Raw genomic sequence first — 23,611 nt, forward strand, 5'->3', positions numbered from 1 at the left:
GGGGCTTTTTTTGCCCGTGAATCGGGTTCCTTTGGAGTTGAAACCATGTCCATCTTGACCCAGGGCACACAAATCTATGTATTGGCGCCCACTGTTGAGGACCCGACTACGTTCGAGGCCTTGGAAATTGAATGTGCAACAGCGTTCTCGCCAGGCGGAAACCCCGCTGATCAGATCGAAACCACGTGCCTAAGTGACAAGATTCGCAGCTATTTGCGTGGCTTGCGTACGCCGGGGCAGGCCACGCTGAACATTAATGCTGACCCGCGCAACGTGTCGCATATCCGCCTGCATCAGTTATCTGAGGATGACAACGTTGAGGATCTGGCCTGGGCTGTGGGCTGGTCTGATGGCAAGGCGCCGCCGACTGTAATGGCGACTGGCATCGTCTCAGGCATCACCGTGACGAACGGGGGTAGCGGTTATACCACCGCGCCTACGGTGACGCTCTCGGGCGGGGGTGGCACCGGCGCGACAGCGACCGCTACCGTGTCGGGCGGTGTGGTCACCGCAATCACCGTAACTAACCCTGGCTCTGGGTACACGTCGGCCCCGACTGTCGCTATTGATGGCGACGGAACTGGCGCAGCAGCGACGGCGACTCTTGGCGCAGGTGACGATTTCAATCTGCCTTCGACTCGCACTTGGTTTGTTTTCCGCGCTTACGTGTCTGACTTCCCGTTCGACTTCGCGGCAAACACTGTTGTGGCGACGGCTGCAACCCTTCAACGCACGGGCGGCTCCGCCTGGATTCGTAAGGTGGCCTAAGCATGTTGATGACCAAAGAGAGTTTGGCGACAGCGGGCGCTTTCACAGGCAAGCCCGTTGAGAAAGAGGTTAAGTGGAAGAAAGACGGTAAAGAGCTGGTCTTTACTGTCTACGTCCGGCCTCTGGGTTATAGCGCCGCAGTATCCGACCTGCTGGCGATGTCCGGAAAGGTGGATGCGGTTGCGGGCCGTATTGCTGCCAGCATTTGCGATGCAGATGGAAAGCCTGTTTTTACCGTCGGGGACATTACTGGCGAAGCTGATTCAGATCGTGGTCCATTGGACGGCGAGCTGACTACTTCGCTTCTTGCTGTGATTGGCGAGGTGAACGGCTTGGGAAAGTCGAAGACCTCACCGAAGAGGATGAAATCTGGTGCGAGCTAGTAATGAACGGCGTTGGCGGTTGCACTATCGCCGAAGCGAAGGAGCGTCTTAGCTACCGAGAGTTCGTTACGTGGAGGCAGTACCGGACGAAGCGGGGAAGCCTGAATCTAGGCATGCGTGTAGAGCGTGCAGCTGCAACGCTTGCGGCGCTTTACGCCAACTCCCACAGCAAGAACGGTGGATACACCATCTACGACTTCATGCCTCATGAGAGTGCGCCAGCGATTTCGCTGGAACAGGCCATGAAGGAATGGGCATAAGCATTACCCCGCTTCGGCGGGGATTTTTTTGGGCGTTGAAAATGTCGAACTCTCGAAGTCTGGGCACTCTGACGCTTGATTTGATTGCGAAGCTAGGAGGGTTCGAATCCGGAATGGATCGGGCTGGCCGCATCTCCAAGGCCAAGAGCGACCAAATCGGAAAGGATGCTGAATCAGCCGCAGCACGGACCAAAGCAGCGTATGCGACTATCGCCGCCGTCGCGGCGGGGACTATTGCAGGAATATCGCTGGGTACGATTTTCGGGTCGGTTATCCAGGAGACAAAGCAGGCGGAGCGCGAGCAGGCTCAGTTGGCGGCGGTCTTGAAATCGACCGGTGAAGCTGCTGGCTTCAGTCGAGATCAGTTGAATGCGATGGCAGCGGAGCTTGAAGGCAAGAGCATATTTAGCGCCGGAGACATCAATCAAGCGCAAACAGCCTTTCTTGCCTTCAACAATATCGTCGGAAACGAATTTGTTAGGGCTCAGCAGGCCGCTGCGGACATGGCCACCCGCACAGGCATGTCGATACAGTCGGCTGCTGAGACGATAGGTCGAGCGCTGGATATTCCATCTGAAGGAATGGCGTCGCTGACTCGGCAGGGATTTAAATTCGGGGAGCAGGAACGAGAACTCGTCGCCGCGTTGGAGTCGGTCGGAAAGGTGGGCGAGGCGCAGGCGATTGTTTTGCAAGCGCTCGAATCGAGTTATGGTGGCGCAGCCGAGGCTGCTCGGAATACGTTCGGTGGCGCATTGGATGGCCTTCGAAACACCATCAGCGGCCTGCTGACAGCCGATGATGGGAGCCTGGAAGGTGCGCGCCTAGCCGTCGAGGATTTCAATAAGCAATTATCGAGTCCCGAGGCAGTCGCGGCCTTTAGTGCACTTGTCACGACGATTGCGGAAGGCGCTGGCTTGCTTGTTCGGGCGCTAACGTCTGTCCCTTGGGAAAAGACTCTTACGGTAGCGGGGGCGATTGCTGTTGTCCTGGGCGCGCGCCTTGCTGCGGCAGCGACGGCGTCAGCGGTAAGCTTCGCAGCTGCGACGGCAGAGTCTGTGCGCTATCAAATGGCCCTGGCGTCAATGGCTGGGCTCACAACGAGAGCGGCGGCGGGGATCACAGCCATGGGTGTTGCTGCCCGCGTAGCTTCCGGGGCTATGGCACTTCTGGGTGGTCCTGTTGGCGCGGCAATCACCGCTGGTGCCGCGCTGGTCTACTTTGCCACGTCAGCAGGAGAGTCCAAGAGTAAAGCAGAAGACCTGGGCCAGCAGGTTGATTACCTGAGCGCCTCATTCGATGGGTTTACAAAAAGCAATGCTCAAGCTGCGCTGATTGATATCCGGAATCAATTGGCGCAGGCGCAGCTTAAGTCACTTGATGCCAGTGATGCGGTTAATACGCTGTCTGCGAAACTGGCCGGTATACCGAATACGGACCCGAGATTTCAGAGCCTCAACGACCAGCTAATAAAGGCAAGAAGTGAGTTTGACAATGCCAGTGGGGCAGCGTCCCGGCTGAATGACCGCATAGTCGAGCTGAGCGCCATTATTGCGGGCTTTGACGCTTCAGCAGCCGGGGGGGCGGTCACTGCATCCAAGACGTTCACAGAGCTGTCTGACAAGATTAATGAGCAGATATTGCTCACTGGGAAACGGACTGAGGCCGACAAGTTAGCGGCTCGTATTGGCGCAGGACTCGTTAAGGGATTAAAGGAGGGCGAAGGCGAGAAACTTATCGCTCTCCAACGCACCGCGGATCAGAAAGCTGAGGAGGACAAGAAAGAGAGGGAGCGTGAAGCCAAGGCCAAGGCCGCAGCTCAGTCCGCGCAGAGTGCCGCTGCAAGTGCGGCAAAGGCTCGTGAACAACGAGCTGCTGAAGCAATCAAGGACTATGAACGTCAGATTGAATTAATCAATACGACGGGAAATCGTCAGCAGGACGCTAGCGAGGCGTCAAAACTAGCCTTTGAGCTGGAGTCCGGCAAGCTGACAGGCATCAGCGAGCAGCAGAAAGCGCGTTTGAAGCAGCTAGCGCAAGAGCTAGACATTAAATTGCAGCTCAAGCGTGAGAACGAAAACGCGATCAAGCTGGCGTCCTACGCGGCTACGCTCGATGAGCGGAACCAGACGGCTAGTGATGGCTTTGAGCTGGAACTCGCTGGCGCGGGGATGGGGGACAAGTACAAAGAGCGGTTGAGAGAAATTCTTACCATACGGCAAGAGTTCAATCGTGAAATGAGCGACCTCCAGGCTCAGTTGAATAAAGGTGATATTGATCAGGGGCTCTACGACGCTGAGACTGAAATCCTTCGAAAGGCCCTAGAAGATCGGCTTGCTCTTCAGCGGGATTTCTATGAGCAGCAGGACGAGGCGCAGGCGAACTGGCTGGATGGTGTTTCCTCTGCTTGGGAAAACTACCGCGATACGGCTGTCAACTATCAGCAACAGGCAGCGGACTTTATTTCGGGAACGCTCGATGACACAACCGTCGCTATTGGCAACAACCTCGCTGCGATGGCGCTGGAAAGCGAAAATCTTGGGGATGCCGTTGTAAACGTCGCTGCAACGATGGCGCGGAGCATTATCAATGCTCTGGCACAAATGGCAGCGCAATGGCTCGTGTATCAGGCAGTTCAATTGGTGGCGGGTAAGACGGCCCAGGCTAGCGCCGCCACGACATTGGCCGCCAACGCAACTGCTACATCGTTGCAGGCTGGGCTAGCTGCATTTGCAAGTACCGCAGCAATTCCAATCGTAGGTCCGTTCTTGGCTCCTGCCGCAATGGCAACGGCTTTGGCTGCTACTGCTCCAGTCGCGGCAGCAGTCAGCGCGGCAGCATTTACCGGGATGGCACACGACGGTATTGACGCAGTGCCGGAAACCGGCACATGGCTTTTGAAAAAAGGCGAGCGCGTTACCACGGCTGAAACGAGCGCAAAGCTCGATTCGGTGCTCAGCCGCATTGATTCGAATGTGGATCGGTCGGGGCGCGGCTTAACGGTCGTCCTCAACGAAGACCGCGAGCGGGCCGGAACAGTTGATCAGTCTACGGGGCTGGATGGCGAGGATGTCATCCGCATCTTTGTTGCCAACATCCGCAACGGCGGAGATGCCGCTGATGCGATTCAGAGCAGCTATGGATTAAGAAGGGTTGGGCGATGATTTCAACGGACATTGATTTCCCGGCTGGCTTGCCCCTCCCATTGCGCGAGGGGTATGGGTTCAAGCATGCCCAAACATTCAAGCGGACGGAGATGCAGTCGGGTAGGCCTCGCTATAGGCGCATCCCGTCCGGGCCTAGCGTAGTGCCGGTGTACTGGATATTTCGACAGAACCAAGCAGCCGCATTTGAGGCTTGGTATCGAGACTCCATCAATGACGGTGCGGCCTGGTTCAACTTCAAGCTGTTGACTCCCGTAGGGATGCTGACTGCTGTCTGTCATTTCAAGCAGATGTATGAGGGGCCGGAGCTCGTCGGCCTTTCATCGTGGCGTGTCTCGGCTGAATTGGAAGTTTGGAGCCGTCCTTTGTTGCCGCCAGGCTGGGGGAACTTCCCCGAGTTCGTGACTGGGGCAAGCATCTTTGATATTGCAATGAACCAAAAGTGGCCTAGAGCATGACAATCCTATCTGTCGTCTACGCCTCCGCGCCAACGGACGAACTCATCATCCCGACGCTTGAGATACAGCTGCCAGAGCGATGGATTCGTATCTGCGCCAGTTTTGAAGATCAGCTGCTTGGCGTTAACGGTGAAATGGTTTGGTTCGAGGCAGGCTCATTGAGCATCACTCTGCCATCCAAGAACTCCACGAGCGTGCAGACGCTGACTTTCGGAGTTCCTGCGATAGATGGAGCCATTCAGCGTTATGTAGATCAGGCGCTTGAGGCTGATCAGGAAGTCAAGCTTATATATCGGGAGTACCTGGAGAGCGATAAATCAGCGCCGTCCCGTGCCCCGACAGTTATGGCCATACGAGGTGGCATTTTTGAGGATGTCGAGGCCCAATTTGAAGCGGGGTATTACGACATTTTGAACACGGCGTGGCCGCGCCCTAGATACACGGCGGAAACTGCGCCGGGGATTAGGTTCACATGATCAATCGGTATCTGTTGACGCGCTACGTGGCGGGTGGACGTGGCCCGCATGAGTATGACTGTTGGGGCATGGCGCGGGATGCGCGTGCTGAGCTGTTTAACAAGCCGCTTTTGCCATCGTGTCCGGCGGCTAAACCAGGGGCCTTACAGGAAATCACGTTGGCATGTGGAGAGGTCGCAGGTGCTTACGGACTTAGGCCTGCACCAAGAATTCCTGGCGCCATCGCTACCGCCTGGCGGGCAGGATTGTGCGTGCATGTGGGGCTAGTTGTGGAGGCGGACAACATGCAATGGATTCTGGAGACCGACATCGGAACCGGGCCGTGTTTGACTCGCCCGAGCAAGTTCGAAGAGCGCTATACAAAGGTTGTCTACTATGCGGATTGAGGTGTACTCCACATTCCTGCCTGAGGTCGTGCTCGAAACGAACGAGTGGAAGGGTGATACGTTCGCAGGCTTCTTGGATTCCAACAAGATCGAATGGCGAGGCATTGCCTCGCAGCCCATCGTTGTCAAAATCGACGATGCAGAGATTCCTTCGACCTTGTGGGAAAAGGTACTTTCGCCGGAAACGGTCGTGCGCGTCTACGCGTTACCGCGTGGTGGCGTATTCAAGAGCATCGGCAGCATTATCGGCAAGATTTTTAATGCCGTTTTTGGATGGCTTACTCCAAAGACGAACGTGTCAAGTTCCAATTCTGCGGAACAGAGCAAACGCCTTGAGACCGTGGACGCCAAAGCGAACCAAGCCAAGCTTGGTCAAGTGGTTCCTGAAATAGCGGGTAGGCATCAGCGCTATCCCGACTATCTAGTGCCGCCGCATCGCTTCTTTGAAGATCAGCGTACGCAGCGAGTGCAGTTTCTGGTATGTATTGGACCGGGTCTTTATAGCGTCAATGGACAGGAAGTCAAATTAGGTGACACGCCGTTCGAAACGCTGGGCGACGATGCAACCTATCAGATATATCCGCCAGGTGTTGAATTGTCTGGCGACTATGCGTCGGAGCACTGGCACCAGACTGAAGAAGTCGGCGGGACCTCTTCAGGAACGCCAGGGCTTGTTCTTTCGACCAACGTCGCGAATCGGGATAACGTTGACCCGGCTGCTTACCTGTTTGACTGGGACACCATCCGTCGCACAGAGGGCGAGTGGCCGAGTGGCTGGGGGCCAGGGTCGAACGTTCAAGTGGAGTTCCCTGTTCCCTATGGTGTTGTAACCATCTCAGTGCCGCCTACGGAATCAGCGCCGGGATATCAAATTAGCGAAATCACAGGGTGGTTCCATCATCTGCCGAATAGCTTGCTTGCCCCAAATGCGATCATCGGATTAGGCCCGATAGATAGCGTGGAGGTCTACCGCATTCGGTCGATAGAGCCGGGCGCTACGCTGGGCATCTACACGGTTCGATTGGAACAGGTCGGTACGGGCAATCCGATTGTTTTTCCCCCAGGGTCGTCCGTGGTCTTGCGCTTTGGGAGCGACTTATCCCGGAATATCTATGCAGCGGTAGGGGAGGATGCTTTTCAAGTCGCGCCGGGGCGCTTTCAGACAGAAGGCGATCCGATGTCCGTCTCTGGGGCTAAGGTTCGCTATCGTGATGGTGCGGCGTACGGGGAATGGACCGGCGAGTTTGTAGCTACGCCGGGCGAAGAGAAGACATCAACCATTGAGTATGACGTTTTCTATCAGAACGGTCTCGCCTACATAGAGGATGACGCGGAGACTTCTCCGCGCAGTGTGAGCGTCCAGTTTCAATATCGAGACATTGAAACGGATGTTCGGACAACCATTACCAAGACCTATACAGAGGCTACGCTTGACCAAATCGGTTTTACGGAGCGGGTTGACCTGCCATATCCGATGCGTCCGTCCTGCCGCATGCGCCGCATTACCGCCAATGCTATCGATAACCAGGTGCGAGATGAGTGCACGTGGTACGGCCTGAAGGTTCGGATACCGACTCGGACTGTTTATCCCGATTGGACGACGATGTCAGTGTCATTGCGCTCTGGAGGGCGGATAGCTGCTCAGTCTGAAAATCAGGTCAACTTGGTTGTGGAGCGCCTGCTGCCGCAACTTAATCCGGATAACACGTGGACAGAGCCACAGGCCACACGGCAGATTTCTGCGTTCTTTCGGTACATCTTGACGACCATCGGCTATACCGACGAGCAAATCGATATGGAGGCGCTGCAACAGCTGCATTCAGTTTGGTATTCGAGAGGCGAAACACTGGACTACGTCTTTGACGAGACGACAGTGAAGGAGGCGCTTCAGCTGGCGGTAGAGGCGGGGATGGGCGAGTTCACGATTTCTGACGGGAAAGTGAGGCCCATTCGCGAGGGAATTCGGACGGTGTTCGAACAAGCCTATTCGCCGCAGAATATGACCAGCCCGTTGAGGCGGCAGTTCGCGTTTCGATTGCCGGACGATTCTGATGGTGTCGAGGTGGAATTTATCAACGCGAAGACCTGGGCAAAGGATGTAGTGCGGTGCGGTCTGCCGGGAGACAACTTCTTCAAGGTGGAGAAACTTACCATCAAGGGGGTGACTGATCGCACGATTGCGTGGCGTATCGGAATGCGCTATCGAAGGCGGTTGCGTTACCGGCGCGGGTCATACAGCTTTTCCACGGAACTCGATGCACTGAACAGTGAATACAAGAGCTACGTGCCCCTGTTTGCTGATATCCCAGGCTTCGGACAGTCGTCGCGGATTGTGCGCATCAGTGCCGCGCCTGACGGTTCCGCAAGAATAGGCCTAAATGACGCAGTCACCTGGGAGGACGGCAAGACGCATGTCTTCGGATACCGCCGCCCAGACGGTACGTTTGTAGGGCCTTATCCGGCGGAGCGTGGTGACAACGATTTTGAAGTCATCGTTCCGCTGCCTCAGCCCTGGCCCACAGTCACGCTCAAGATGGAACTGCCGCATGCCTTTTTCGGAGTGTCGGAGAGATTCTGCTTTCCCGCTTGGATCACCGACATCTCCCCAAAGGGAAATGACTCTGTATCTGTCAAAGCCGAGAACTACGACGAAAGGGAGTACGCGTCCGACGACGCGTTCCCACCTGATTAATTAGATAACTTGCATCAACACAAGCCCCTTTTCGAGGGGCTTTTTTTATGGGCGACGGTATGACGACCTATAACACTGGGAATCCAGTTCCTAGCACCGACCCGCGAGACCTGCGCGACAACGCGGAGAACTACGACACCGCAATGAACGACCGGGACAGTCCGAGTTGGATTGATCGGCTAGGGCGCCCGCGTAAAACTTTCGCTGAAATTGAGCGCCTCGCTGACCCTGGAACAGTGCTGGCAGCTGTAGAGACCGCCGAAGAGGCGGCGAGAACTGCGGTTGCTGCCAATCGAACAATCTTTCGCGCAACTAAAGCCGAGCTCTTGGCTGCGATGCAAGGCCCTCCAGCGCAGTTGGATGAAACTCCAGGAAAAGTTACGAACGATCCCGGCCACACCGTTGAGAACCCTGTAAACGGTGATTATGTATGGAGGAATGGGCAGCTGGTCTATTCCGCCGCACAGCCCGCAACGCGAGAGGAAGTGGATTATGCCCTGGAGACCTATAGCGCTCTAGTGGGGGAGCCAGTTGAGCAGTATGAATTCTTTAACGAGTACCCAGTACCGGAGTTCTTTACAGACAAAGCATACGTGGGTACAGATTCGGCCGATTTCGTGATCGAGTCCAAAACCACGTCCGGCGAGTTTGTGTTCAACGGCTCCGCTTCTAGCGGCGACGAGACTCAATATGAATTTCATAATGCCCCCGATACAGAGGGTATGGGGTCTGTGTTTGTTGATCGCAACGAGTACATTTTTGCGAACTTCAGCCAGGTCGGCGACTGGTCGGGTGAGGCCACACCTGCAAACTCTGAGGCGAACCTCAAATTCCCTCTCAATCCCTTGACTCAAATGTTGGGTCAGATCTTATATGGGCAATCCTTATACATGGGGTGCCGAGGGATTCCTCCGCTATCTACGGATCAGCCATATTCCAATTGGACGTTTGGCCAAGGTCCTCGCTCAACTCGACCAGGCGGAACGGGTGGTGGAACAGGTACGCAGTCGGCTATTCCGCTGATTGAAAACACGTCAAACATCGCTGGGAACGGATCTCCAGATCCTGGCGAGACTCCATGTTCGGGCGCGGCGAACTTTTTTAGCGTCCAAATCAAAGATTGGGGTATCGACCCTAATGCATTGCCGGTTTTCTCATCAACGGCGGGTCATGGCGGTTATAGCATTACGCAGCTAAATGAGAACTCATCGTGGATCGCTGTTTGGCGCGATCACGTGACACAGCAAAAGGCGCGTGCGGAAGAGATGGGGAAAGAGTACATCGTTCCCGTCCTGCATTACGGACAAGGCGAATCTGATGGCGGGATGGATGAGATCGTATGGCGTAACTATTTTCTCGCTCTGTACGCTTATCAAGTGTCCTTCGTCAAGTCTGTTACTGGTCAGAAGTGGACGCCGCCGATGCATACTTATCAAAACTGGGCCACCGGCAACGCGAGTAACCCTGCTAAGGCTTATTTGTGGCTGGCCCGAAATTATCCTAACACCTTCAGGTTGGTTACTCCGCTGTATCACTTGCCGCGTGCCGACTATGCCAGCGATGGCACTCATCTGAGCAATATCGGTTCCAAGCATCTGGGTTGCTATCTAGGTCGCGCCTCGGCTGACGTAGTTCTAAGCCGCCCGATGACCAACTTCATCATGCCAGGCAAGCCTGTGTATGAGTCTGATACTCGCATTCGCATTCCGCATGCCAGTGGATTTCCTCTGCAGCTGACTGAGACCACCGCGCAGAGCGGATACAAGGTGTTGACTGGGGGAGAGGACGCTGGCGTTCCTGTCGTTACGTTGGATGAGTACAAGAACGTAATTTTGACCCTGCCCCAAAGCGTAAGTCCCGAGGATTTGGTTGTCCGCTATGCGCGAGATTACAAGCCTGAGGGCATTGTATTGAACGGTGGTGCGGGTGATCTGTGTGATACCGACCCGAGTACTGTGATCATCTCGGATGAGCTTCGGAGCCTTCGTAGCTATTGCCCGTCGTTCGTAGAAACCGTCACTCTGTCTCGCGTTTGAATTTAAGAAGGTAAACCAATCATGATGCAAGTCCAACAATATCCGAGCGTGGTCACTGACAACCCAGATCTGCCAAAACTGGTCAGATCAGCGGACGCGCAGGCAATCGCAAAATTCCCTGATTTCGGAATAGTCATTGACCCCAGCTATATTTTTAATGATGGGAAGTCGCCCATCAATCGAGCCACAGGCCAACTCATGCCAACTGCGCTCGTGGATAACCCGCTTGTGATTGGGACGTTCCCTAATGGGGCGCCGTGTTTTGATATCTTGGCATCAGCCAACAATCTGCCGAGTGGCGTGAATGTGTTGCGTCTAGGTGATGTGAGTGCATCGCCGTTTCCCGCCACTGAATTCTCGATGGCTTTTGTGATGATGCGCGTTGGTGCGGCAGCGTCAACACTCGGTTTTTTAACGTCGGCGAACGGCACTGCCGGCAACCCCCGCATACTTGTGAACACTGCCGGTCGGCTGGTGATTGCCAACGGTACAGCATTCCCGGTCTCTGACACTGTTACGTCAAACCCTTTACCTACGCGCTATGTAATCACTTATTCCAACGATCTCGGCGGGAAATTATTTCGAGACGAAGCTTTGATTTCTTCGAGTCCAACCGCGTTTGCAGATCCTGGTTCGGTGTTAAACCGCATGTACGAATTCAATAAGTTGAACTTAGGAACTTTGGAGAGTTTCCTGCTTTCGGTCGGCTATCACACCACGATTGATCTTTCTCGACCGCAGAACGCCGGACATCTGGCGCGTATCAACAAACACATGAGGTCAATGTTCATCGACTAGTTTGAATTTTCAAAAAAACATCATGCCCACGTTTGTGGGCTTTTTTAATGGGATTCGGATGAATAACTTAGACCCGGTCAACGTTGCTGTAGCCGTCGCGTCGGTGCTGTTTGGTCCAACGTTGGCGGCGATCATCGGCCCGTATGCCGTCATAGTCATTGCTTCAACAGTGGGGGCTGCGTGGTCGTTGGGGCGGCGCGACCCTACGGCCAGGCTCGGGGCCGTTTGGTACTTCCTACGTCTCAACGCTACGGCAGTACTTATCACCGCAGGTTTGGCTGACATTGTTGGGCGTTGGATTGGCGGGAGCGATACGTCATGGTTGTTGGCACCCATTGCTTTGTTGGTTGGGGGCGTGGGCGACGACTGGCCTCGCATAGGCCGTTGGATCATTGCCCGCGTAGGCAGCGTGTTTGAGCGCCGGATCGGCGGGGGGCCGCAATGACCTGGGAAACACATCAAATCACAGCCATCGTCAATCTAGCGATCTGCATCGCTATTTGTGGCTCATGCATTTGCCGACTGACTCATGTCGGCAAGCACGACCTTGCGCGCAGGGCGCGGTATGCGTTGATGGTGGGCGGTTCAGTTACGTGCGGCTTGCAGCCTGTCTTGTTCGGTCAGTGGCCGAGCGTAGCGACGACGGTGTTTGCGGGCTGCATCCTGCTCAACATGATGATTAATGCGTCACGGTGGAGACGATCATGACACTACAGGACCAGCTCACAACTCAGCTGCGTCGTGACGAGGGCGAAGTACTGCACGCCTATCAGGATCACCTTGGCTACTGGACCTTGGGGATAGGCCGTTTGATTGATAAACGGAAAGGGGGCGGGATAACGCCTGATGAAGCAGCATATCTGCTCGCCAATGACATCAATCGTGTGTCAACCGAAGTCAGCGAGCGATTGCCCTGGTTTGAATCCCTGGACGAAGCACGGAAGGGTGTTCTGTTGAACATGGCGTTTCAAATGGGCGTGAATGGCCTGTTGGGCTTTAAAAACACTCTTGCGATGGTTGCACGCCATGACTATGCAAAGGCCGCAGACGGCATGCTCAACAGTCTGTGGGCGCGTCAGACTCCAGACAGGGCGCTGCGCCTATCAAAGCAGATGCGTACGGGGGAGTGGCAATGATAGCCATCCTTGATCGATTCAAGGGCTACCTGATAGCCCTTGGCGCAGCCATCCTGACGCTGATCGCTGTTTATGTTCGAGGGCGGAGCACTGGCCGAGCCACCGAACGGCAGGAACGAGAGGCCCAAATCAATAAACAGGCGGACGAAGCCCGCCTAATTGTTCAAGAGGTGCGCAATGAATCGGCTTCTAAGTCTGATGACGCTATTCTTGCTGAGCTTGAGCGTGACTGGGTGCGCAACAACTCAGACACGAATCGGCGTTGAATATTGCGATCACGCTTTCCCAATTCGGTTTGACACAGCGGAGGATGTGCGCTCGACGCCGCCCACGGTGAGGCGACAAATCCATGAGACCAATGCGACCTGGGCAAAGCTTTGCGGCAGGCGATGAAATTGGCAATAAAGTAGTGATTTGTCCCCGAGTACTTCTTTGTTTCTATTGGTTGGACTTTTAACGCAATAGATTGGAGCTTTTAACAGGCTCCTGAAGCCACTTCAGTGCAATCCCGTCAGTGCCCACGAGCCCGACGCCGACAGGCCCCAGCGCGTGCAGTTCACGCAACTCTAATGGATCGCTGTGCAACCATTCAGTGATTGGCTGCGCCTCAAGTGCGATATGGGGCGCTATATCTGAGATATAGCGCAGCGCCACGACGCGGCCGCCCAGGAGGGCACCAATGGCCCACTCGTCGCCGTCGTGGGAGTCTTGGAGGGATTCGGGGATGGGATAGATCATGGTGATCGTATGTTACTTCCAGTCTACCGCTTGCGGCTCTTTCTGCGTGGTGTGGCAATCGGCTGGACGGGGCCAACGAATTCCCTGAAAGGCGCATAGTGGGCGAACAGATTCCCACGCTCTGCTGATTTTCTTCTTATTTCTTCGTCTTTGAGTCGCCACCATCGCACCCCCGGCTCTTGTTCAAGCAGAACGACACAATGGCTTTTTGCGACGCCGACGAAATAGCTTAAGTCGGGATCTAGTCCTCGCAGATGCAGGTCCAAACTAATCAGCACTTCGTGTAGGCGGTGAATCTCCCAAAGCAAACGACGGGCGGCCGGATTGCTCTTATTAGCTTCCTGGATCGCTTGGAGTTCGCGAATTGTGAGGGCTGGATATCTTGGCATGGCTATATACTGGTTGAATATCCAGTATATGCGACATAAAATCGGTGCCACAGTGGCAATCTGTCACGAAATATCGAGGCACCCATGAGCGCAACCGATTGGCAGCAGGTCGATGAGTATTATTGGTCGGGTCCTGGTGGCTGGACCATATGCCGGGTCTTCGTGAATGGCGGGTGGATATTTGAGCTTTGGAGTGGCGGTGAGTGCCGCGGCTCTAGGGCTTCACTCGAAGGCGCAGTCGCCCTTCATCAGCAAATCACTTAATTGGTTCGGGCGTGGCTACCAGAGCGTCCGCCGGGTAGGGCAGCAGGAAATCCCGCGTTTCGCCTGGGGCTGCGGCCAGCCAGTCACCATATGCGCCATCGGGCAGGATCACCACCATGCGTTTTTCTTTGTTTGGCTGGTGATAATGTTTGAATAGCGGGTGAGCGTCGGCGTTGATGGTCAGCATGGTGTAGCTGAGCCGCCAATTGCCGTCCACGTCTTTATATCGGTCCCACAGCCCCGCGATGCCCATGGGCGCGCCATCGGCTCTAGTAAAGCGAGTCGGCACCGATTTACCTGATCGCCAGTCTGGTTCGTAGATCGCCTCGGCCGGAACGATGCAGTGTTGACCGCGCTGCCAGGCGCTGCGGAACGTCCATAGCTTATCGGCGGTTTCGGAGCGAGCGTTGAACGTGCTTTTCTTGCCCGCTTCATCCAGTTTGTCCGGCTTCGTGCCTGGTGGGATCATGCCCCAACGCCCGACCTCTATCTCACGCTCTGGAACTGCTTCATCGCCCGAATCCCACTCGGGAGGGCGGCGGATGAATTCGCCTGTGTACTTCGGCCACATGTCCCAGTCCGCAGGCAAGGGGATTCCATGAGCGCGGAAATACTTTTCCATCTGCTCTCGTTTTTTTATGCCTTGGTAGTGGCTGCACATACTAGGCCTGCCGTTCGTTCTCGGCGTTCTTCGCAGCCAAATATTGCCGTTCGAATGCCGGGAAACGGAATACGAAGGATTCCCGCTCGGCTACGATCTGTTCGATGGGGAATTCGTTCAGCGGGTCCTTTACGGAATCTGGCCATTGTGAAAAAGCTATCACGACAGCAGCCGACTTGGGGACGATGGTTCGCTGAAGGTCTGAGTCGCCCTCGGGAGGGTCGAAATAGCCGTATCGCTTTTCAAGCGGCTCCAAAATGAGATAAAAGCGAAGACGCCATGCTTCCTCTCTCTCATTGCAAATCAACTGTTGGGTGCCCTGTAAGTGGGATTTAAGCTTTCGGTAGCGGAGAAGGTGGCGAGCGCTCGTCAACCAGTTCAGGCGCGATTGTGCAGGTGCTCCATTCTCTAGATCCTTAGTTAGGGATTCATAGGCCACTTCCAATGCGGTCGAAGCTTGCGCCAATAATGCATCCCCGCGTTTCTCTGCATCCGCCCTAGTCTGCAACTCTTGGCTGAGTCGTAACCCACGCAGGGCGGCGCCCGCAGCCACGCAGGCGCTCAAGGCGGAAACCAAATTCACAAAATCGACCATTGGAGCGACACGCACTTGACTGGAATGCGGCCACGATAGCTCAAAAGTCAGGCCGAGCGGCAAGAAATGCGGGAGACTGCGACTACTGGATATGCGACAGGTGTCTCATATCCGTGTCTCAAATGAAAATAAAAAAGGGCTACGCAATCGCGTAACCCTTTGAATTCGTTGGTGGCCTGGGGCGGAATCGAACCACCGACACGCGGATTTTCAATCCGCTGCTCTACCAACTGAGCTACCAGGCCAACGAAGTCCGCAACTATACACAATTTTTTGACCTTGTGCAGGCGAATCCCGAAAAAAAGTGCCAGACCGGCAAAAAAACATGTGTAAATCAGCTTTACTAAGGGATAACCCTTGGCTGTATAATTTTGATCTACCACATGTTACAAATGCGTCGTGCTCCGCCTGACGGCGCTTATTTCTGTATCCCATGTTCGTAGCTGTTCTTGCGTTCGGTCTGAATCACACGTCTGCGCCCGTATCGGTGCGCGAACGGGTGTCTATGCCCGTCGATTTGGTGCGACCGGCGTTAGAGGGCTTGCGTTCTGCATTTGGCGGGGCGGTGCGCGAGGCGGCGATTCTGTCTACCTGTAATCGCACTGAGGTCTACTGTGCGGCGGATGCGCACGTGGCCGAGCACTTGCCCGTGTGGCTGGCTGATCATAACCGCCTGGAGGCGGGGGCGCTCAGTCCGCACCTGTATCGCCACCAGCAGGACGACGCCGTGCGCCATGCATTCCGCGTGGCCAGCGGGCTCGATTCGATGGTGCTGGGCGAGCCGCAAATCCTGGGCCAGATGAAAGACGCGGTGCGTGCCGCCGGCGAGGCCGGTTCGTTGGGCACGTTGCTGCACCAGCTGTTCCAGCGGACGTTTTCTGTTGCCAAAGAGGTCCGGTCACAGACCGAGATCGGCGCGCATTCAGTATCGATGGCAGCGGCGGCGGTGCGCTTGGCCGAACGTGTCTTCGGCAATCTGGATCAGGCGCGCACGCTGTTCATCGGCGCGGGCGAGATGATCGACCTGTGTGCGACGCACTTTGCGGCGCAGCGTCCGCGCAGCATGATGGTGGCCAATCGTACGGCAGAGCGCGCCGAGGCCTTGGCCGGAAAATTCTCGGCCAGCACGATGAAGCTCGCCGATCTGCCCGACCGCCTGGCGGAATTCGACGTCATTGTTTCCTGTACGGCCAGTTCCCTGCCCATATTGGGTCTGGGGTTGGTCGAACGTGCGACGCGCCAGCGCCGTCACCGGCCGATGGTGATGATCGATCTGGCGGTGCCGCGCGATATCGAGCCCGAAGTCGGCCGGCTCGATGATGTGTATCTGTATTCTGTTGATGACCTGGGCCGCCTGGTGCAAAGCGGCACCGATGCGCGCCGCGCTGCGGTGGTACAGGCCGAGGCCATCATCGAGACGCGTGTCCAGGGCTTTATGCACTGGATGCAGTCGCGCGAAGTCGTGCCCGTGATCCGCGACCTGCATCAGGCCGCCGAGGACGTGCGCGCCGCAGAGCTCGACCGCGCCCGCCGCATGCTGGCGCGTGGCGAGTCGCCCGAGGCCGTGCTGGAGCAATTGGCACACGGCCTCACTCAGAAATACTTGCACGGCCCGCTGGCGGCACTGAACCGCAGCGAGGGCGACGAGCGCAAGCAATTGCTCGCCTGGATGCCGCGCCTGTTCCCGGGTCGTGATACGCGCCGTTAGCGCTGCTGCCGCAATGCCCGCCTCTTGGCGGGCGTTCGCATTTCGGGCGCCCGCGTTTCGCTAATCCCCTTTTGTCTCTTTGGTATCCATATATGAAATCTTCCATGCGCAGCCGGCTGGAACAGTTGTCTCACCGCCTCATCGAGGTAGACGCGCTGTTGGCCGAACCCGAAACCGCTGCCGATATGGAACGCTTTCGCAAACTATCGCGCGAGCGGGCAGAGCTCGAGCCTGTCGCATCGGCGTTCGGACATTTCGCGCGGACGGAAGACGATCTGGCGACCGCGCAGGAAATGCTGAGCGATCCCGACCTGAAGTCCATGGCCGAGGAAGAAATCAAAACGGCCAAGGATCGCCTGGAAGTCCTGGAAAGCGAACTGCAGTTGTTGCTGTTGCCGCGCGATCCCAACGACGGCCGCAGCTTGTTCCTGGAAATCCGGGCGGGCACGGGCGGCGACGAGAGCGCACTGTTTTCCGGCGATCTGCTGCGTATGTATTCACGCTATGCCGAACAACGCGGCTGGCGCGTCGAACTGATGTCGGAAAGTCCCTCGGAGCTGGGCGGCTACAAGGAAGTGATCGCGCGCATCGACGGCGATGGCGCCTACGGACGGCTGAAATTCGAGTCGGGAGCGCATCGTGTGCAACGCGTGCCCGCCACCGAGGCCCAAGGCCGCATCCATACCTCGGCGTGCACCGTGGCCGTGATGCCCGAGGCCGACGAGATGGGCGAAATCGTCATCAATCCGTCAGATCTGCGTATCGACACGTTCCGCGCCAGCGGCGCGGGCGGCCAGCACATCAACAAGACCGATTCCGCCGTGCGCATCACGCACTTGCCGACGGGACTGGTGGTGGAATGCCAGGACGACCGTTCGCAGCACCGCAACAAAGACAAGGCCATGCAGGTGCTGGCCGCGCGCCTGAAAGACCGCGAACTGCGCGAGCGCCAAAGCAAAGAGGCCGCAGAGCGCAAGAGCCTGGTGGGCTCGGGAGACCGTTCCGAGCGCATTCGCACGTACAATTTCCCACAAGGTCGTGTGACCGATCACCGCATCAACCTGACGTTGTACAAGCTGCAGCAAATCATGGAAGGCGATTTGGAAGAACTGACCGGCGCACTCATCGCCGAACACCAGGCCGAGCTATTGGCGGCGCTGGGAGACGAGGTCTAGCGTGAGCCGCCCCATCCTGCAAACCTTGTTGCGGGACGCGCGCTTGCCGCGGCTGGAGGTGCGTATGCTGCTCGAGCACGTGTTGAACAAACCGCGCGCGTGGATGCTGGCGCATGACACCGATCCGATCGAATCCTGGCAGGCTCAGCAATACCAGGCCCTGGTCACGCGCCGGCTCGCTGGCGAGCCTATGGCCTATCTTGTGGGACATCGCGAGTTCATGGGCCACGATTTCGCGGTGACGCCTGATGTGTTGATTCCGCGGCCGGAAACGGAATTACTGGTTGAGACGGCTTTGGCCTGGCTCGCCGATCGCCCCGAGTCCGCCGTGCTGGATTTAGGCACTGGCAGCGGCGTGATTGCTGTGTCCATCGCGCTGGGAGCACCGCAAGCCACAGTGACGGCCACGGACATCAGCGCGACCGCGTTGCAGATGGCCGTGCGCAATGCGGCACGTCTGAACGCGCGCGTGGATTTTGCGCAAGGCAGTTGGTATGAAGCCTTGCCGCCCCGCGCGCGTTATGACCTGATCGTATCCAACCCGCCTTATATTTCTCGTGATGACGAGCATCTGGGACAAGGCGACCTGCGGTTCGAGCCTCGGGGCGCATTGACTGACGGCGCCAACGGGTTGCGCGATTTGACCACCATTGTGAATGGCGCCGTCGACCGTTTACGTCCGGGCGGCACACTGTGGGTCGAACATGGCTGGGATCAGGCCGCAGCTGTTCGGCGATTGCTGACAAATGCCGGCTTCAAGAATGTTTCCAGTTTGCGCGATCTCCCGGGAATCGAGCGAATTTCTGGCGGGTCTCTATAATGGATTTATCCGAATTTTCGAGAACCCCCGCGCTGGCATCAGGGGCTGCGATGAGGTACCACTTCTTTCCTGTCATCCCCTGAGGCTAAAGCCCACGCCACATCGTTTTGCGGCACATTATTCAGGACCTGGGGCAATCCATCCGTTTTACATGTTTGTGAGATCACCATGAGCGACGTACAAGAATTCATCCGCGACACCGTGACCCAGCACCCCGTGGTGTTGTTCATGAAGGGCACGGCCCAATTTCCCCAGTGTGGCTTTTCCGGCCGCGCCATTCAGATTCTGAAAGGCTGTGGCGTCAAAAAGCTGATCACCGTCAACGTGCTCGAGGACGACGAAGTCCGCCAGGGCATCAAGGAATACTCCAACTGGCCCACCATCCCGCAGCTGTACGTCAGCGGCGAATTCATTGGCGGTTCGGACATCATGACCGAGATGAACGAAAGCGGCGAGCTGAAGACGCTGTTGGATCAATCCGGCGCGACAGCATAAATCGTAGAGCGCGGTAACCACCCGCAATCAAGCGAGACGCGGAATGGCGAACAACATTCCGCGATAGTGATTTTGGTCGCGCCCGTAGGCGACCAAAATCGCAGCCCTGCAAGATCTTCCGTTCCGCAAAAACGGCAACCCACGAAGCCCAAGCACGCAGCCCGTCCCAGCGATCGTACGATTTGATTTGCTGCGAGTTGATGCGGGGCAGTGGCCGTGTTGGGGCGCCTCGGCGTCGAGCGAGGGAAACCGAAGGAGCGCAGCGACGAGGTTGACGAAGCGGTGTCGGCCGCGCAGGCGGCCGACCGACGCCGCGAAGCCCCAACGCGGCCACTGCCTCGCATCAACGTCCAGAAGAACTCAACCGCTCGACTGGAACCAGCACCTGCCGCATTCAGAAGAAACTCAACTCCTCGCCGGAATCAATCCTGCTGCGTCTGAATCCTGCCAACCGTCACAGCAGACATGAGTCACCGCGGAACGAAAGGAATTCGAATTCAAGCAGCCAACAATTCCGGCGGCTTCGGATAGGTCTTCTGGTAATGCACCGTAAACGTCCTGAACGCAGCCAGCGCCTTCTCAGGATCGTGCCCAGGCTTCACCAAGAAGCTATCAAACCCCACCCGCGCCTGATAGTGAATCGTATCGATCATCACATCTCCGATCGCACGCAATTCACCCTGCCATCCATGACGCGTACGCAGCAACTGCGCCAGCGAATAACCTCGCCCGTCCGTATAGATTGGAAAGTCAATCGCAATAAATGCGAGACCCGCATCATCAACACGGCCGTCTTCGCCAATCAGATCCTGCAACTTAGAGTCAGGCGACAGCAGCACCGCAACCGGATGCTGCCGTTGACGCAGCGTATCGCGATGCGTCGTCCAGAGCGCCAACGGAACAATCCATCCCGGCTCATCCACAGGTAACGCAGGAGCCGCATCAGCAGCGACCTGGGCGTCCTCACCAGTGGCCTCTTCAGCGGCCGGCGCAAAAACACGCCCATCGTTAACCTGCAATTGGCCGTGGCGAATCAGGCGCGCAACATTGTCATCCGCAGAAATAAGATCAGACATGAGCCACCTCACGAGCTGCCGGCGCGGCCTTGGCCACGGCGGGATCGGAATACACGTCTTCCTTGAATGGGGCGATACCCACGCGGTCGACGACATCAATAAAACGCTCCGCGTCGCTGTCACGCAACCGCAGATAAGTCTGGATCAAACGCTCGACGACATCGGGCACCTGCTCGCGAGCAAATGATGGCCCGATGATGCGGCCAATCGCTGCCCCGCCGCCTCGTGTGGATTGCAGATCCGGCAGCGGTTTCGCTGCGCCATTTTGGCGCCCGCCCAGCGTGACCTGATACCACTCTTCGCCGTTCTTATCGACGCCCAGAATGCCGATATGGCCGACGTGGTGATGGCCACAGGCGTTGATACAGCCCGAGATATTCAGATCGAGTTCGCCGATTTCGAACAGATAATCCAGATCGTCAAAACGCGCCTGGATGGCCTCGGCGACCGGAATGGACACGGCATTGGCCAAGGCGCAGAAATCACCGCCAGGGCAAGAAATGATGTTGGTCAGCAATCCGATGTTAGGCGTGGCCATGTTCAGCGCGCGCAGTTCTTCCCAGAGAGAGAACAGTTGAGAACGGCGCACGTCGGCCAGTACCAGGTTTTGCTCGTGCGAGACGCGAACCTCGCCATAGCCGTAACGCTCGGAGAGATCGGCGACGGCATCCATCTGGTCGGCCGTGATATCGCCGGGAGGCACGCCCGTGGGCTTCAGCGACAACGTTACGCTCGCGTAGCCTGGGATCTTGTGGTCGCGTACGTTCTTTTGCAGCCAGCGGGCAAAGGCAGGATGTGCGGCCGCATGCATTTCAGTCGGGTCGGGCTCGCCTGCAGCAGAGGCGTCATAGTCGGGCCACGTAAAGCGCTGTGCAATGGTGTCGACGTATTCCTGGGTCAGCGTGTCGGGGCCGCCCTTGATGAGTTGCCATTGTTCATCGACCTGCTCGGCATAGACCTCGGGTGTGAGTTCCTTGACCAGGATTTTGATACGCGCTTTGTATTTGTTGTCGCGTCGGCCATGCAGGTTGTAGACACGTAATGCCGCTTGCAAATACGTCAGCAGATGCTGCCATTCGACAAACGGATTGATCAGATGGCCCACCATGGGGGTACGGCCCAGGCCGCCACCGACCCAGACACGGAAACCGAGTACGCCATCGCGCTCGACAGCCTGCAGGCCGATGTCGTGGACGCCGACCGCGGCGCGGTCTTCTTCGGCGCCGCTGACGGCGATCTTGAATTTACGCGGCAGAAATGCGAATTCCGGATGCAACGTCGACCATTGGCGAATGATCTCGCACCACACGAGCGGATTGACCAGCTCGTCGGGGGCAACGCCTGCAAAATGGTCGGAGGTGGTGTTGCGTATGCAATTGCCGCTGGTCTGGATCGAGTGCATTTGGACCTTGGCCAATTCTGCCAGAATCGTCGGCACGTCTTCCAGCTTGGGCCAGTTGAATTGCATATTCTGGCGTGTGCTGAAGTGGCCGTAGCCACGATCCCACGTGCGGGCGATATGGGCCAGGGTGCGCAGTTGGCGCGCGGCCAGCAGGCCGTACGGAATCGCGATGCGCAGCATCGGCGCATGACGCTGAATGTACAGGCCGTTCTGCAGGCGCAGGGTACGGAAATCGTCTTCGGTTAGCTGACCATCGAGAAAGCGCTGCGTCTGGTCGGTGAACTGCGCGACACGTTGTTCTACAAGCTGTTGATCGACAGGGTCGTACACATACATGGCAAGTTGCCCTATTGGGGCGCCCGGTGGGGCGTAATGGAACCACTGACAACAAACGACGCTTAAGGCATGACAATAAACGTCGCGGACGCAAAAGCGCGCCGCCAGGCGGCGCCGCTACATGCTATGTACATAACCGTAACAGGCGATATCCTCGGCTGTCTAAGTCATTTTCGTTATAAGAATAGAAGCCGGCCGAGGACTCAAACGGTCAATCTGCCGTGCCGGAAGCCTCCGGCTGGCAGGGGGCGAACTTTCCGCTTTCAGGGTCACGCAGGAACAGCAGGCCGGTGGCCACGCCGAAGTAGGCGCCGTGCAGTTCGATCTGGCCGGCTTCGACACGTCGGCGAATCGACGGGAAGGTCTGCAGGTTGCGCAAGCTGTGCTCGACCACGGCCCATTCCAGACGCTGGATATCCGTGGTGCGGTCGCCAGTGCGCGGCAGTGCATCGGCGACGGGGGTGATCTGCGACATCCATTTGCCGACGAAGTCGATTTTGGTCAACGGTTCGGCGTCGTCGAACACCGCACGCACGCCGCCGCACGAGGCGTGGCCCAGCACGACGATGTGCTTGACGTTCAGCGCGTTGACGGCGAATTCGATGGCCGCACTGGTGCCGTGATAGGACGAGGACTCGGCATCGCCCTCATAGGGCGGGACCAGGTTGGCGACGTTACGGATGACGAACATCTCGCCGGGGCCCGCATCGAAGATGACCTCGGGCGACACCCGGGAATCACAGCAGCCGATCAGCAGGATCTCGGGGTTTTGGCCCAATTCGCCCAGGGCTTCGTAGCGTTTGCGTTCATTGTGAAAGCGGCCGTCCAGAAAAGCCTGATAGCCGTCAGTAAGTCGTTTGGGGAACATAGAAACTCCTTGTTGTTATGGCGAACGCACGACGTTATTTTCCCACAGCACGCTTACATCTAGCCTGCAGTTTTCTCTGTCCCCATTTATTGGATCTGGATATCCTTGGCGCTAAAGCGTGTGAAATTCGTGGTGGTCGGCGTCTGCGAGTGCCAGCTTTCGCCGGGGGCGAGAGGGGTATCCCGGCGGCCTGTGACGCGGCCGATTTCCTTTCCCTGGGCGTCGTATAACGCGTAGGTGACCGACAGGCCCGTGACTGCAGTATCGCGATGGTTGGAGACGGTGCTGGTAATGATCCAGACGCCGTCGGCCTGGCGAGTGGCGCCCAGGTCCTGGATCGATACGCCGTGCGGCAGGCTGCTTTGCGCCGAGGCGCCGGCGCTGATCAGGGACAGCAGCAGGGAAGCGAGATACTTTTTCATGGGAATCTCCTCGCCGCGGGAGCGGCTGGGTGTTTGCCATAAATTAAGGGGGGCTCGCCGATGATGCAATGGCCGATTGTGTTAGGAGTTTGCTATTTGCAAGGATGC

22 protein-coding genes and 1 tRNA gene are annotated in these 23,611 nt (G+C 57.0%); 15 read left to right on the plus strand and 8 right to left on the minus strand.

What is annotated here, in order from left to right; genetic code table 11:
* Positions 1 to 45 precede the first annotated feature (45 nt).
* The 11 genes from CAL20_RS02905 to CAL20_RS02970 all read left to right on the plus strand — a co-directional run bounded on the left by CAL20_RS02905 (position 46) and on the right by CAL20_RS02970 (position 12,820).
* Positions 46 to 768, plus strand: a complete 723-nt coding sequence (locus CAL20_RS02905) for a phage tail tube protein (protein ID WP_094837150.1) — start codon at positions 46 to 48, stop codon at positions 766 to 768.
* Positions 769 to 770: 2 nt separating this feature from the next.
* Positions 771 to 1,151, plus strand: coding sequence for a phage tail assembly chaperone family protein, TAC (locus tag CAL20_RS02910; RefSeq protein WP_094837151.1), 381 nt, complete (start codon positions 771 to 773; stop codon positions 1,149 to 1,151).
* Positions 1,152 to 1,153: 2 nt separating this feature from the next.
* Positions 1,154 to 1,411, plus strand: a complete 258-nt coding sequence (locus CAL20_RS25940; protein WP_094837152.1) for a phage tail assembly protein T — start codon at positions 1,154 to 1,156, stop codon at positions 1,409 to 1,411.
* Between the two features lie 41 nt (positions 1,412 to 1,452).
* Positions 1,453 to 4,572 (plus strand): phage tail tape measure protein, encoded by a 3,120-nt coding sequence (locus CAL20_RS02920; protein ID WP_094837301.1) that lies wholly within the window; start codon positions 1,453 to 1,455, stop codon positions 4,570 to 4,572.
* A 454-nt stretch (positions 4,573 to 5,026) separates the two neighbouring features.
* The gene (locus tag CAL20_RS02930; RefSeq protein WP_094837154.1) at positions 5,027 to 5,506 is read left to right on the plus strand and encodes a DUF1833 family protein; all 480 of its coding nucleotides are present in this window, start codon (positions 5,027 to 5,029) and stop codon (positions 5,504 to 5,506) included.
* Positions 5,507 to 5,881: 375 nt separating this feature from the next.
* Positions 5,882 to 8,584, plus strand: coding sequence for a host specificity factor TipJ family phage tail protein (locus CAL20_RS02940; protein ID WP_094837156.1), 2,703 nt, complete (start codon positions 5,882 to 5,884; stop codon positions 8,582 to 8,584).
* A 143-nt stretch (positions 8,585 to 8,727) separates the two neighbouring features.
* Entirely contained in the window at positions 8,728 to 10,620 is a 1,893-nt protein-coding gene (locus CAL20_RS02945; protein WP_179266614.1) for a hypothetical protein, read from the plus strand.
* A 21-nt stretch (positions 10,621 to 10,641) separates the two neighbouring features.
* Positions 10,642 to 11,418 carry a hypothetical protein gene (locus tag CAL20_RS02950; protein WP_094837158.1) on the plus strand — a complete coding sequence of 259 codons (777 nt, stop codon included), beginning with the start codon at positions 10,642 to 10,644 and terminating at the stop codon, positions 11,416 to 11,418.
* Between the two features lie 58 nt (positions 11,419 to 11,476).
* Positions 11,477 to 11,863, plus strand: coding sequence for a hypothetical protein (locus CAL20_RS02955; RefSeq protein ID WP_094837302.1), 387 nt, complete (start codon positions 11,477 to 11,479; stop codon positions 11,861 to 11,863).
* Between the two features lie 259 nt (positions 11,864 to 12,122).
* Positions 12,123 to 12,554: a glycoside hydrolase family protein gene (locus tag CAL20_RS02965; protein ID WP_094837160.1), complete on the plus strand. Its 432-nt coding sequence runs from the start codon at positions 12,123 to 12,125 to the stop codon at positions 12,552 to 12,554.
* The gene (locus CAL20_RS02970; RefSeq protein ID WP_094837161.1) at positions 12,551 to 12,820 is read left to right on the plus strand and encodes a hypothetical protein; all 270 of its coding nucleotides are present in this window, start codon (positions 12,551 to 12,553) and stop codon (positions 12,818 to 12,820) included. Before CAL20_RS02965 ends, CAL20_RS02970 begins: the two co-directional genes overlap by 4 nt.
* Positions 12,821 to 13,007: 187 nt before the next feature.
* On the opposite strand, the gene CAL20_RS02975 is transcribed toward CAL20_RS02970, so the two are convergent.
* The 4 genes from CAL20_RS02975 to CAL20_RS02995 all read right to left on the minus strand — a co-directional run bounded on the left by CAL20_RS02975 (position 13,008) and on the right by CAL20_RS02995 (position 15,446).
* On the minus strand, positions 13,008 to 13,292 hold the full coding sequence (locus tag CAL20_RS02975) for a hypothetical protein (RefSeq protein WP_094837162.1): 285 nt from the start codon (positions 13,290 to 13,292) through the stop codon (positions 13,008 to 13,010).
* A gap of 645 nt (positions 13,293 to 13,937) precedes the next feature.
* Complete coding sequence (locus CAL20_RS02985; RefSeq protein WP_094837164.1) at positions 13,938 to 14,606, minus strand: SOS response-associated peptidase; 669 nt, start codon at positions 14,604 to 14,606, stop codon at positions 13,938 to 13,940.
* Between the two features lies 1 nt (position 14,607).
* Positions 14,608 to 15,201, minus strand: a complete 594-nt coding sequence (locus tag CAL20_RS02990; RefSeq protein ID WP_094837165.1) for a hypothetical protein — start codon at positions 15,199 to 15,201, stop codon at positions 14,608 to 14,610.
* Positions 15,202 to 15,370: 169 nt separating this feature from the next.
* Positions 15,371 to 15,446, minus strand: a tRNA-Phe gene (locus CAL20_RS02995).
* 188 nt (positions 15,447 to 15,634) lie between these two features.
* Here CAL20_RS02995 and hemA point away from each other — a divergent pair.
* The 4 genes from hemA (at position 15,635) to grxD (ending at position 19,399) form a co-directional block, all read left to right on the plus strand.
* Complete coding sequence (gene hemA, locus CAL20_RS03000) at positions 15,635 to 16,909, plus strand: glutamyl-tRNA reductase (RefSeq protein ID WP_094837166.1); 1,275 nt, start codon at positions 15,635 to 15,637, stop codon at positions 16,907 to 16,909.
* A gap of 92 nt (positions 16,910 to 17,001) precedes the next feature.
* A complete protein-coding gene (gene prfA / locus CAL20_RS03005) occupies positions 17,002 to 18,084 on the plus strand; it encodes a peptide chain release factor 1 (RefSeq protein WP_094823803.1) in 1,083 nt (360 codons plus the stop codon).
* Position 18,085: 1 nt separating this feature from the next.
* Positions 18,086 to 18,904 carry a peptide chain release factor N(5)-glutamine methyltransferase gene (gene prmC / locus CAL20_RS03010; RefSeq protein ID WP_094823802.1) on the plus strand — a complete coding sequence of 273 codons (819 nt, stop codon included), beginning with the start codon at positions 18,086 to 18,088 and terminating at the stop codon, positions 18,902 to 18,904.
* 168 nt (positions 18,905 to 19,072) lie between these two features.
* The gene (grxD, locus tag CAL20_RS03015) at positions 19,073 to 19,399 is read left to right on the plus strand and encodes a Grx4 family monothiol glutaredoxin (RefSeq protein ID WP_094823801.1); all 327 of its coding nucleotides are present in this window, start codon (positions 19,073 to 19,075) and stop codon (positions 19,397 to 19,399) included.
* 497 nt (positions 19,400 to 19,896) lie between these two features.
* On the opposite strand, the gene CAL20_RS03020 is transcribed toward grxD, so the two are convergent.
* The 4 genes from CAL20_RS03020 to CAL20_RS03035 all read right to left on the minus strand — a co-directional run bounded on the left by CAL20_RS03020 (position 19,897) and on the right by CAL20_RS03035 (position 23,503).
* The gene (locus tag CAL20_RS03020; protein ID WP_094823800.1) at positions 19,897 to 20,475 is read right to left on the minus strand and encodes a DUF934 domain-containing protein; all 579 of its coding nucleotides are present in this window, start codon (positions 20,473 to 20,475) and stop codon (positions 19,897 to 19,899) included.
* Positions 20,468 to 22,213, minus strand: coding sequence for a nitrite/sulfite reductase (locus CAL20_RS03025; protein ID WP_094823799.1), 1,746 nt, complete (start codon positions 22,211 to 22,213; stop codon positions 20,468 to 20,470). The genes CAL20_RS03020 and CAL20_RS03025 overlap by 8 nt, the downstream gene beginning before the upstream one ends.
* A gap of 211 nt (positions 22,214 to 22,424) precedes the next feature.
* Positions 22,425 to 23,081 (minus strand): carbonic anhydrase, encoded by a 657-nt coding sequence (locus tag CAL20_RS03030; RefSeq protein WP_094823798.1) that lies wholly within the window; start codon positions 23,079 to 23,081, stop codon positions 22,425 to 22,427.
* An 86-nt stretch (positions 23,082 to 23,167) separates the two neighbouring features.
* Positions 23,168 to 23,503 carry an FxLYD domain-containing protein gene (locus CAL20_RS03035; protein ID WP_094837167.1) on the minus strand — a complete coding sequence of 112 codons (336 nt, stop codon included), beginning with the start codon at positions 23,501 to 23,503 and terminating at the stop codon, positions 23,168 to 23,170.
* Positions 23,504 to 23,611: the final 108 nt, after the last annotated feature.

Source organism: Bordetella genomosp. 4 (assembly GCF_002261185.1).
Lineage (GTDB): Bacteria > Pseudomonadota > Gammaproteobacteria > Burkholderiales > Burkholderiaceae_B > Bordetella_A.

What these genes read in the sequence shown, in the direction of transcription:
- CAL20_RS03025 (WP_094823799.1), bottom strand. Translation starts at nt 22,213, where the DNA reads ATGTATGTGTACGACCCTGTCGATCAACAGCTTGTAGAACAACGTGTC.
- CAL20_RS02970 (WP_094837161.1), top strand. Translation starts at nt 12,551, where the DNA reads ATGATAGCCATCCTTGATCGATTCAAGGGCTACCTGATAGCCCTTGGC.
- hemA (WP_094837166.1), top strand. Translation starts at nt 15,635, where the DNA reads ATGTTCGTAGCTGTTCTTGCGTTCGGTCTGAATCACACGTCTGCGCCC.
- CAL20_RS02985 (WP_094837164.1), bottom strand. Translation starts at nt 14,606, where the DNA reads ATGTGCAGCCACTACCAAGGCATAAAAAAACGAGAGCAGATGGAAAAG.
- CAL20_RS02910 (WP_094837151.1), top strand. Translation starts at nt 771, where the DNA reads ATGTTGATGACCAAAGAGAGTTTGGCGACAGCGGGCGCTTTCACAGGC.
- prfA (WP_094823803.1), top strand. Translation starts at nt 17,002, where the DNA reads ATGAAATCTTCCATGCGCAGCCGGCTGGAACAGTTGTCTCACCGCCTC.
- CAL20_RS03020 (WP_094823800.1), bottom strand. Translation starts at nt 20,475, where the DNA reads ATGTCTGATCTTATTTCTGCGGATGACAATGTTGCGCGCCTGATTCGC.
- CAL20_RS02945 (WP_179266614.1), top strand. Translation starts at nt 8,728, where the DNA reads ATGAACGACCGGGACAGTCCGAGTTGGATTGATCGGCTAGGGCGCCCG.
- CAL20_RS02920 (WP_094837301.1), top strand. Translation starts at nt 1,453, where the DNA reads ATGTCGAACTCTCGAAGTCTGGGCACTCTGACGCTTGATTTGATTGCG.
- CAL20_RS03035 (WP_094837167.1), bottom strand. Translation starts at nt 23,503, where the DNA reads ATGAAAAAGTATCTCGCTTCCCTGCTGCTGTCCCTGATCAGCGCCGGC.
- CAL20_RS25940 (WP_094837152.1), top strand. Translation starts at nt 1,154, where the DNA reads ATGAACGGCGTTGGCGGTTGCACTATCGCCGAAGCGAAGGAGCGTCTT.
- CAL20_RS03030 (WP_094823798.1), bottom strand. Translation starts at nt 23,081, where the DNA reads ATGTTCCCCAAACGACTTACTGACGGCTATCAGGCTTTTCTGGACGGC.
- CAL20_RS02940 (WP_094837156.1), top strand. Translation starts at nt 5,882, where the DNA reads ATGCGGATTGAGGTGTACTCCACATTCCTGCCTGAGGTCGTGCTCGAA.
- CAL20_RS02965 (WP_094837160.1), top strand. Translation starts at nt 12,123, where the DNA reads ATGACACTACAGGACCAGCTCACAACTCAGCTGCGTCGTGACGAGGGC.
- CAL20_RS02905 (WP_094837150.1), top strand. Translation starts at nt 46, where the DNA reads ATGTCCATCTTGACCCAGGGCACACAAATCTATGTATTGGCGCCCACT.
- CAL20_RS02930 (WP_094837154.1), top strand. Translation starts at nt 5,027, where the DNA reads ATGACAATCCTATCTGTCGTCTACGCCTCCGCGCCAACGGACGAACTC.
- CAL20_RS02955 (WP_094837302.1), top strand. Translation starts at nt 11,477, where the DNA reads ATGAATAACTTAGACCCGGTCAACGTTGCTGTAGCCGTCGCGTCGGTG.
- CAL20_RS02990 (WP_094837165.1), bottom strand. Translation starts at nt 15,201, where the DNA reads ATGGTCGATTTTGTGAATTTGGTTTCCGCCTTGAGCGCCTGCGTGGCT.
- grxD (WP_094823801.1), top strand. Translation starts at nt 19,073, where the DNA reads ATGAGCGACGTACAAGAATTCATCCGCGACACCGTGACCCAGCACCCC.
- CAL20_RS02950 (WP_094837158.1), top strand. Translation starts at nt 10,642, where the DNA reads ATGATGCAAGTCCAACAATATCCGAGCGTGGTCACTGACAACCCAGAT.
- CAL20_RS02975 (WP_094837162.1), bottom strand. Translation starts at nt 13,292, where the DNA reads ATGATCTATCCCATCCCCGAATCCCTCCAAGACTCCCACGACGGCGAC.